Source organism: Methylobacterium sp. J-092, from assembly GCF_022829325.1.
Taxonomy (GTDB): Bacteria; Pseudomonadota; Alphaproteobacteria; order Rhizobiales; family Beijerinckiaceae; genus Methylobacterium.
Genome location: NZ_JAKSXU010000151.1, coordinates 1 through 6,920, shown reverse-complemented (window position 1 = coordinate 6,920; position 6,920 = coordinate 1). Strand labels below are relative to the sequence as shown.

The following is a 6,920-nucleotide window of genomic DNA, read 5'->3' as shown; positions in this document are numbered from 1 at the left end:
GCGGCAACGTCGATGTCCTCGGGGTACAGTTCCATTTTCTCGGCCTCGACCTTCGACAGGTCGAGCACGTCGTTGATCAGCCCGAGGAGGTGCTGGGCGTTCGATTTGATCTTGCCGAGATCCTTGAGAAGGCTGTCCTGGCCGAGTTCCTCCGCCTCCTCCTCCAGCATCTCCGAATAGCCGATCACCGCGGATAGCGGCGTGCGCAACTCGTGGCTCATGTTGGCTAGGAACCGGCTCTTCGCCCGGCTGTGCTCTTCGGCAGCCTCTTTCGCGGACTCGGCCCGAGCATTAGCAGCGGTCAATTCCGATTGGTTGCTAACAAGGGTGCGGTTCGCACCGTCAAGGCGCTCCAGCGTCGCCTCGTTCTGCACAACGGACCGACGCAGCGAGTCGCAGATCCAGATCATGACGGCGCCAATCAACACGTACTGACACAGGAGCGAGACATCGACACCGTCGAGGCTCCCGTCGCGCGTGTAGAACCAAGTGGCGATCAGCGTGGAGAGCGTGAGGACCAACGTTCCGGCCCCCCGGCCGAAGGCGAGGCTTCCCGCCAACAGAACGGGGATGTAGAGGAGGAAGGGAGCGATATAGGCCGGCGCTAGGAAGCGCACGAACGTCATGAACGTGACGAGCAGCAACGGTACGCCGTAGCGAATGCCCGGCGATGGGCGGTGTCGGGCGATGGTTCCGATCAGTCTATGCAAGCTGCTCATCGCGGAGGAGTGTCACGACACGTCCGTATCGCAAAGCCATTGCATCGACGGCACGAAAATCGAGTGGGTTCATGTGGACCGCCACGCGATGGTCCTATGCTATCTCATTCAGTTTAAACGCTGTTGGACCAAACCCATCCGCATCGTTGAGCGCCAAAGCCAGGAGCCGGAGCGCGGCGGCTATCGCGCGGTGCAAGGCGGATCAGGTTCGTGGCAGACAACATGAAGCTTGTGGATTGGCGCTTCAGCTCGCTAGAGCCCGCATCTCAGGCACACCCTCACGCAGCACGTAGCCGCGGCCCCAGATGGTCTCGATGTAGTTCTTGCCCTGGCTAGCGTTGGCGAGCTTCTTACGCAACTTACAGATGAACACGTCGATTATCTTCAACTCGGGCTCGTCCATGCCGCCGTAGAGTTGGTTAAGGAACATCTCCTTGGTGATCGCCGTGCCCTTCCGCAGAGCAAGGAGTTCCAGCATCTGGTACTCTTTGGTCGTGAGGTTGATCGAGGTTCCAGCGACCTTGACGAACTTTTTGTCAATGTTGATCGTGAGATCATCGACCGTAACCACGGCTTCGGCATGCCCCTGTGAGCGCCGAACAATCGCCTGGATGCGGGCCACGAGCTCGTCCTTGTGGAACGGCTTGGTAAGGTAGTCGTCGGCGCCAAAGCCAAGGCCCTTCACCTTGTCCTCGATGCTGGCCATGCCCGACAGGATCAGGATCGGGGTCTTGACCTTGGCGAGGCGAAGGCTGCGAAGCACCTCATATCCCGACATGTCAGGCAGGTTCAGGTCGAGCAGGATGATGTCGTAATCGTAGAGCTTGCCGAGATCGACTCCCTCCTCACCGAGATCGGTGACGAAGGGATTAAACCCGGCCGTCTTGAGCATCAGCTCGATGCTCTGCGCTACCGACGCATCATCCTCGATCAGTAGAACCCGCATCGCTCAATTCCCACAAACGTTAAAAACTCCTAACCCACTATCCTTAACAAAATGCTGCCCTGCAGATGTTGGCTTGTGTCAATGATCCGAGCACTCCATCTTCACTTGTTGTCCGACTATATTCCGATTAAGCTGCGTCAAAGCGATCTATTGAAGCAGGATAATTCATGTCGGATGAAGTGGCAGCATATGTTGAGTTCAAATTTACGGCAATGACCGCGGATATCGTCTCGGCTTATATCGCGAATAACCACGTTCAAATTGGCCAGCTGCCGAACTTGATCGTTAGCGTTCATGCTTCCCTCACTGGCCTCGGCAGTCAGGTGCCAGCTGTATCGCCTGAAGTTGAGAAGCCGACGCCGGCACAGGTCCGCAAGTCGGTCACACCGGATGCGTTGATCAGCTTCGAGGACGGTAAATCTTACAAGACGCTGCGCAGGCACCTGACGATCCGGGGCCTTACCCCCGAGAGCTACCGGGCGAAATACGGCCTGCCGGCCGATTACCCGATGACGACCGCCAACTACTCGGCGCAGCGCTCGGCCCTGGCGCATTCGCTTGGCCTCGGCCAGAAGCGCACGAAGGCGACTTCCGAGATCTCAGAAGCGCCTGAGGCAGCTTCTAAGACCCGCGGGCGGAAGAAGGCTGCCGAGACAGCCTGAGGACCTTCAGCGCTCCTGGTTCCTTCCAGATAGAGTCCGCCGGCACCTCCGCGCGGGTTTTTCGCGCCTCTCGAACGAATGTGGAACCGATCGCATCATCCCCCGATCGCCTCGCTGGCTGAGGTGTGGCTGAGGCAGCGCTCAGCCAATTCGCAAAGACGGGTGGGTCTGGTGCTCATATGCAGATCTGGCGAGAGATGCCTGTCTCGTTGCCATCGCCTTGTCGGCGGCATCCTGCATCTCTCGCATCTGTCGGCGCATCGCTACGGACTCGGCGATGAGCCTCTTCGATCGCTCGATCAGATCGGTATCGCCTTTGAGGGGGCGGTCATTGCTCATGACACGCTGTAGAACGACCTCGCAGCGAGATCCCCATCAAAGGTTGGTACCTCGTGCGATTGTAGGCGGTGAACTCGCCGATTGTGGGAACGAACAGCCGGCCTAGTCCTCGCCGTCTTCCTCAGGAACGATGTCGCTGAACGGCACCGTCATGACGTGCCGGGCCTTCTCGTCCTCAATCTCGAACGAGCAGACGAACCAATCGCGTACGGCAAATGAGCGTGAACCAGCAACCAGGTCGCGCGCGGCCTGCAACGCGAGCTGGCGTGCCGCTTCGTCATCGGCGAGTTCGTCCCCTTCCGGGTCCACCGCAAGCTTGTCGAGCCTCTGACCGTAGCGAAGGTTGAGGTAGTAACGGGGCATCTCACGCCCCTTCGATCAGACGGGCATACTCGGCCTCCGGTGTGCCGTAACCGCCATCCGCCATGTCCTCTAGGAGCTTGCGGTTCAACACGGTGATGCGACCGCGCCTGGCCCGGATGCAGCCGGTGCCTTCGAGCTGCTGCATGGCCAGGCTCACACCGGCCCGCCGGACCCCCAGCATCATCGACAGGAACTCATGCTTGAGCAGAAGCTCGTCGCCCTCCACGCGGTCGTGACACATCAGCAGCCAACGAGCGAGGCGTGCCTCGATCTCCTGGCTCCCGTTGACGAAGGCTGTCTGCCGCGTCTGGATCATCTCCGTCAGGATGTAGCGCAGCATCAGTTTGCGCAGGTCAGGGCTCTCATCCACCGCCGTGCTCACGACCGCGGCGTCGATGCGCAGGCCGGCACCCGGTACCTGAATGAAGTGGTCATATGGGGCCCGGTCCGAGCCCAGGAGAACGGGGGTCGCGCCCACCAGGCCCTCCCGGCCGATGATCCCGACCTCCACCCGGCCATTTGCGCCCTCAGCTGTGATCGAGGCGACGCCCGTCTCCATGAAGTGGAAGTGCTCGGTTCGGGCGTTGGGCTTGGTCAGGGTCTGCCCCGCCTGCAAATCGACAGGCTCCAGATGCGGCTGGAGCCGAGCGAAGTCCTCGACCGTCATGGCCTTCAGCAGGCGATTGTGCACGGCAGATTGTTGGACCTGAGCCATGGGGTCTTGTCTCCGTCTCGGAGCAAGAGCGCACCGTCTCCCAGCCGTCTGCGCTCGGAACCTCGTGCAGGCGATGGTCAAAGCATGGTGTAGGAACTTCGTATTTACAATGCCGTTGACTGCTATTGCGCCGTTTTAAGTTATGCGCGGTACCGTACATTCGCAATGAACGATAGCGTACCGAGCGGTTTTGATCGTTTACCTGCAACCCGCTTTATGTTTCTAATTTAAGCGTCAAGCTTGCGCCCTTCGGGCGACAGGTGGTTTTTCCCTCCTGGAGCAGACGTGAGCATTACAGAGCAACAGCCCCTCGTGCTTCTTGCCGAGGCCGATGCCATGATCGGCGCGGACATGAGCGATGCCCTGGAGCAGGCAGGCTACCGCGTCCTAGGGCCGTTCGGGACAACCCCCGAGGCTCTAGCTGGCCTGGAACAGGAGAGCCCCACGCTCGCGGTTGTGGACGTCAAACTCAGGGACGGCTTCTGCACCGCCCTGGGTGACGCGCTGCGCCAACGGGGCGTTCCTGTCGTGGTCCACTCCGGCTTCCAGTCCGATGAGCCCCGCGCGGTGGGCTTCCACGGTTCGCCTTGGCTCACCAAGCCGGCTTTGCCGGAGGATGTGGTGGCGCTGCTGGACGAGCTGTCCCCCTCTCGGACTGCCCCCGTCAGCATCGAAGCACCCCCATCGTTACAGTCAGCCCAGGCTGCGGAAAGCCGGGGTAATCCGCTCGTGCGAAAGCTGGAAGGCTTCGTGTCCCTGTCGGATGCGGACAAAGCACTACTGGAGCGGATCAGCGCCTCATCGCGGGTCGTCCCGTCGCAGACCAATCTCGTTCGCGAGGGTGAGGCGCCCAAGGGCGTGTTCCTAATCCTGGAAGGCATGGCCTGCCGCCACAAGGCGCGAGCGAACGGTACCCGTCAGATCATGGCCTACCTTGTACCGGGTGACCTCTGCGATCTCGACGTGGCATTGCTCGACACGATGGATCACGCGATCACCACGCTGTCGGCCAGCAAGGTGGTCTGCATCCCGCCGAAGGTGATCGCCGAGGTGATGGAGCATCATCCCCAGCTCGCCCGAGCGCTCCGAATGAGCACACTGGTGGACGAGGCGACGCTGCGCGAGTGGCTGGTGAACGTCGGCTGCCGCTCGGCCCTGGAACGGGTTGCACACCTGTTCTGCGAGCTTCAGGTCCGGATGCGGGCAGTGAGCCTCGCCGACGGGGACAGCTACGACATGCCGGTCACACAGGCGGCCCTTGCCGACACCACCGGCATGTCGGTCGTGCACCTCAACCGCACGCTGCAAGAACTTCGCCGTGAGGGACTGATTGAACTTCAGCAGCGTCGAATGACGATCCTCGACCTTCCACGCCTCAGGGCGTTGGCCGAGTTCAAGCCGAACTACCTGCATCTGGGGGAGCGTGCTGCGGCATGAATTTCCGCCTTCAACCGGTGCAAGTCGCCACAGGGAGCGCCGACCAGGAGAGCCAACTCGTCTTCGTCGACGGGTTCCTCGCGGCCGTGCTTGTACAGCTGTCCGAGCACCACAACGAGGACGCGGGCAAGTGGTTCCTAGAAGCAGGCTTTGGCCGCGTCGATGATCATCGACCGCCGATCTTTGCGGATCTCGAAGAGGCGCAGGCCTGGATCGAGGCACGCCTCACTGGCACCGGATAAGGCACCTCATAGCGGTCACTGACTAGGCCCGCTTTACCGCAGTAACGTTGTGCCGGCCTGGAACGCGGAGATGCGCCAAGTGCGCATCGTCTGCGCCGACCATCCGCCCGGTTGCGCCAATCCGGCTCCGCCCCCCCCTTCGCGATGTAGCGCTCATCCGCTCACGCGACCTGCACCGGCGCTGCGGTACGTCCTAGGAACCTCAGATCGCCCCGTACAGACCGTTCGAGATGAGATCGCACCGCCCCATCCGCCAGACAGCACGACCGTCCACGATCGCTGCAGCGAAGACACTGCGAATCGTGATCGAGGTGAATGTGAGCATCGAGCGTCCTGTGCATGCTGGAACAGTAGAGATATACATTGAGTGTATTATTGTAAAAATCGGATTTTTAAGATATATAAATACATCATATGTTTATAACATATATTACTTTCGCAATTCATCGAGCATATTCTGTATTTAGAAGAATTTAACCCACATATAGTACCGTGAAATAGAGAAAGAATAAATATCTCAAAGGAAGCATAAAATGCCTGGCCGCAGACGTGTGGAAAGACAATCATGCAACCTATCTGCACGAATTTTCATTCCTTTAGACAGCAACCCGATCCGTTGCAATATCACAGATATCTCCTCCTTTGGAGCCTTTGTGAGCGCAAGTCGGCATACTATTGTCCCGGATCAGTTCGATTTGGCCATAGGTACTAGCCGTGTACCTAGAACATGCCGCTTAGCGCATCGGAACGAGAAAGGCTTTGGTGTTACATTCATTGACCCTGTATATCAAGAAATAGAAACTATCCTCATTGATAACGTTTTCAAAGAGGAGCTAGTTTTTGAAGCTGTATCACTAGGTAATAAATCTTACCCGAGCGCAACATCTATACGACTAGGCAGTACATTAAACGCGATCATGGCTGTTATTGATCGTCAGCGGAACGATTGGTCTTAAGCGTCGCGCTCGACAAGTTGATAGATCGTGCTGCCGATCGTGCTCACAAAAACCCGCTCTCCGAGTGCTCCTTGAATGCGTTCGCCCGCCGGATGTAGCCAACGACGGTCCGCGGGTCTCGGTGCCCTGACTGATCCATGATCCGGGCGAGGTCGGCACCGGCGACACCAGAGTGCGCAGATAGTGAAAGGTCTGGTGAGTCAATGACAGCCGGGCCAATGCCGCTCTTGCAGGTGTGCGCCGCAGCAATTCTCAGGGGCTGTTTTATGATGATTTTTCAATGCAGCTGGGGTGGAACCAATCGCCCAGAAACCATCTTTTGATATGATTAGCCGTCTCAACTTAAAACTGACGGGCCTGCGCCGGCCTTGTTCCAGACCATTAGTAGAGCGCAAAATGCGACATCGGGATCACTGCGTACCCCTGTCTGGCCCAGACTCCGATCCTGTTCTCTACGGCGTAGCTCAGGGATTGGCTGAGCTGTTCCCACCCGTCGAGCTGACGCCAGTTCGTGATGACCAGGGTGAGCAGATCGATGAGG

The 6,920-nt window shown here is 58.9% G+C and carries 8 protein-coding genes; 4 read left to right on the top strand and 4 right to left on the bottom strand.

What is annotated here, in order from left to right; genetic code table 11:
* The coding region (locus MKK60_RS18755; protein ID WP_279604157.1) for a sensor histidine kinase at positions 1-644 on the bottom strand (644 nt) is incomplete at its 3' end.
* Between the two features lie 43 nt (positions 645-687).
* Here MKK60_RS18755 and MKK60_RS18750 point away from each other — a divergent pair.
* A complete protein-coding gene (locus MKK60_RS18750; RefSeq protein ID WP_243945469.1) occupies positions 688-945 on the top strand; it encodes a hypothetical protein in 258 nt (85 codons plus the stop codon).
* A gap of 18 nt (positions 946-963) precedes the next feature.
* On the opposite strand, the gene ctrA is transcribed toward MKK60_RS18750, so the two are convergent.
* Positions 964-1,665 carry a response regulator transcription factor CtrA gene (gene ctrA, locus MKK60_RS18745; protein ID WP_147844147.1) on the bottom strand — a complete coding sequence of 234 codons (702 nt, stop codon included), beginning with the start codon at positions 1,663-1,665 and terminating at the stop codon, positions 964-966.
* 167 nt (positions 1,666-1,832) lie between these two features.
* On the opposite strand from ctrA, the gene MKK60_RS18740 reads away from it, so the two are divergent.
* A complete protein-coding gene (locus MKK60_RS18740; RefSeq protein WP_243988142.1) occupies positions 1,833-2,327 on the top strand; it encodes a MucR family transcriptional regulator in 495 nt (164 codons plus the stop codon).
* A gap of 441 nt (positions 2,328-2,768) precedes the next feature.
* On the opposite strand, the gene MKK60_RS18735 is transcribed toward MKK60_RS18740, so the two are convergent.
* Together MKK60_RS18735 and MKK60_RS18730 are read right to left on the bottom strand one after the other, a co-directional pair.
* Positions 2,769-3,029: a DUF6894 family protein gene (locus MKK60_RS18735; protein ID WP_243948729.1), complete on the bottom strand. Its 261-nt coding sequence runs from the start codon at positions 3,027-3,029 to the stop codon at positions 2,769-2,771.
* Position 3,030: 1 nt separating this feature from the next.
* On the bottom strand, positions 3,031-3,744 hold the full coding sequence (locus MKK60_RS18730; RefSeq protein ID WP_243948727.1) for a Crp/Fnr family transcriptional regulator: 714 nt from the start codon (positions 3,742-3,744) through the stop codon (positions 3,031-3,033).
* Between the two features lie 285 nt (positions 3,745-4,029).
* On the opposite strand from MKK60_RS18730, the gene MKK60_RS18725 reads away from it, so the two are divergent.
* Positions 4,030-5,181, top strand: coding sequence for a helix-turn-helix domain-containing protein (locus MKK60_RS18725; RefSeq protein ID WP_243988141.1), 1,152 nt, complete (start codon positions 4,030-4,032; stop codon positions 5,179-5,181).
* The gene (locus MKK60_RS18720; protein WP_243988140.1) at positions 5,178-5,423 is read left to right on the top strand and encodes a hypothetical protein; all 246 of its coding nucleotides are present in this window, start codon (positions 5,178-5,180) and stop codon (positions 5,421-5,423) included. Before MKK60_RS18725 ends, MKK60_RS18720 begins: the two co-directional genes overlap by 4 nt.
* The last annotated feature ends 1,497 nt before the right edge of the window (positions 5,424-6,920 follow it).

Excerpts from the sequence above, each read along its gene's own strand:
- ctrA (WP_147844147.1), bottom strand. The coding sequence starts at position 1,665 with ATGCGGGTTCTACTGATCGAGGATGATGCGTCGGTAGCGCAGAGCATC.
- MKK60_RS18750 (WP_243945469.1), top strand. The coding sequence starts at position 688 with ATGGTTCCGATCAGTCTATGCAAGCTGCTCATCGCGGAGGAGTGTCAC.
- MKK60_RS18740 (WP_243988142.1), top strand. The coding sequence starts at position 1,833 with ATGTCGGATGAAGTGGCAGCATATGTTGAGTTCAAATTTACGGCAATG.
- MKK60_RS18730 (WP_243948727.1), bottom strand. The coding sequence starts at position 3,744 with ATGGCTCAGGTCCAACAATCTGCCGTGCACAATCGCCTGCTGAAGGCC.
- MKK60_RS18720 (WP_243988140.1), top strand. The coding sequence starts at position 5,178 with ATGAATTTCCGCCTTCAACCGGTGCAAGTCGCCACAGGGAGCGCCGAC.
- MKK60_RS18735 (WP_243948729.1), bottom strand. The coding sequence starts at position 3,029 with ATGCCCCGTTACTACCTCAACCTTCGCTACGGTCAGAGGCTCGACAAG.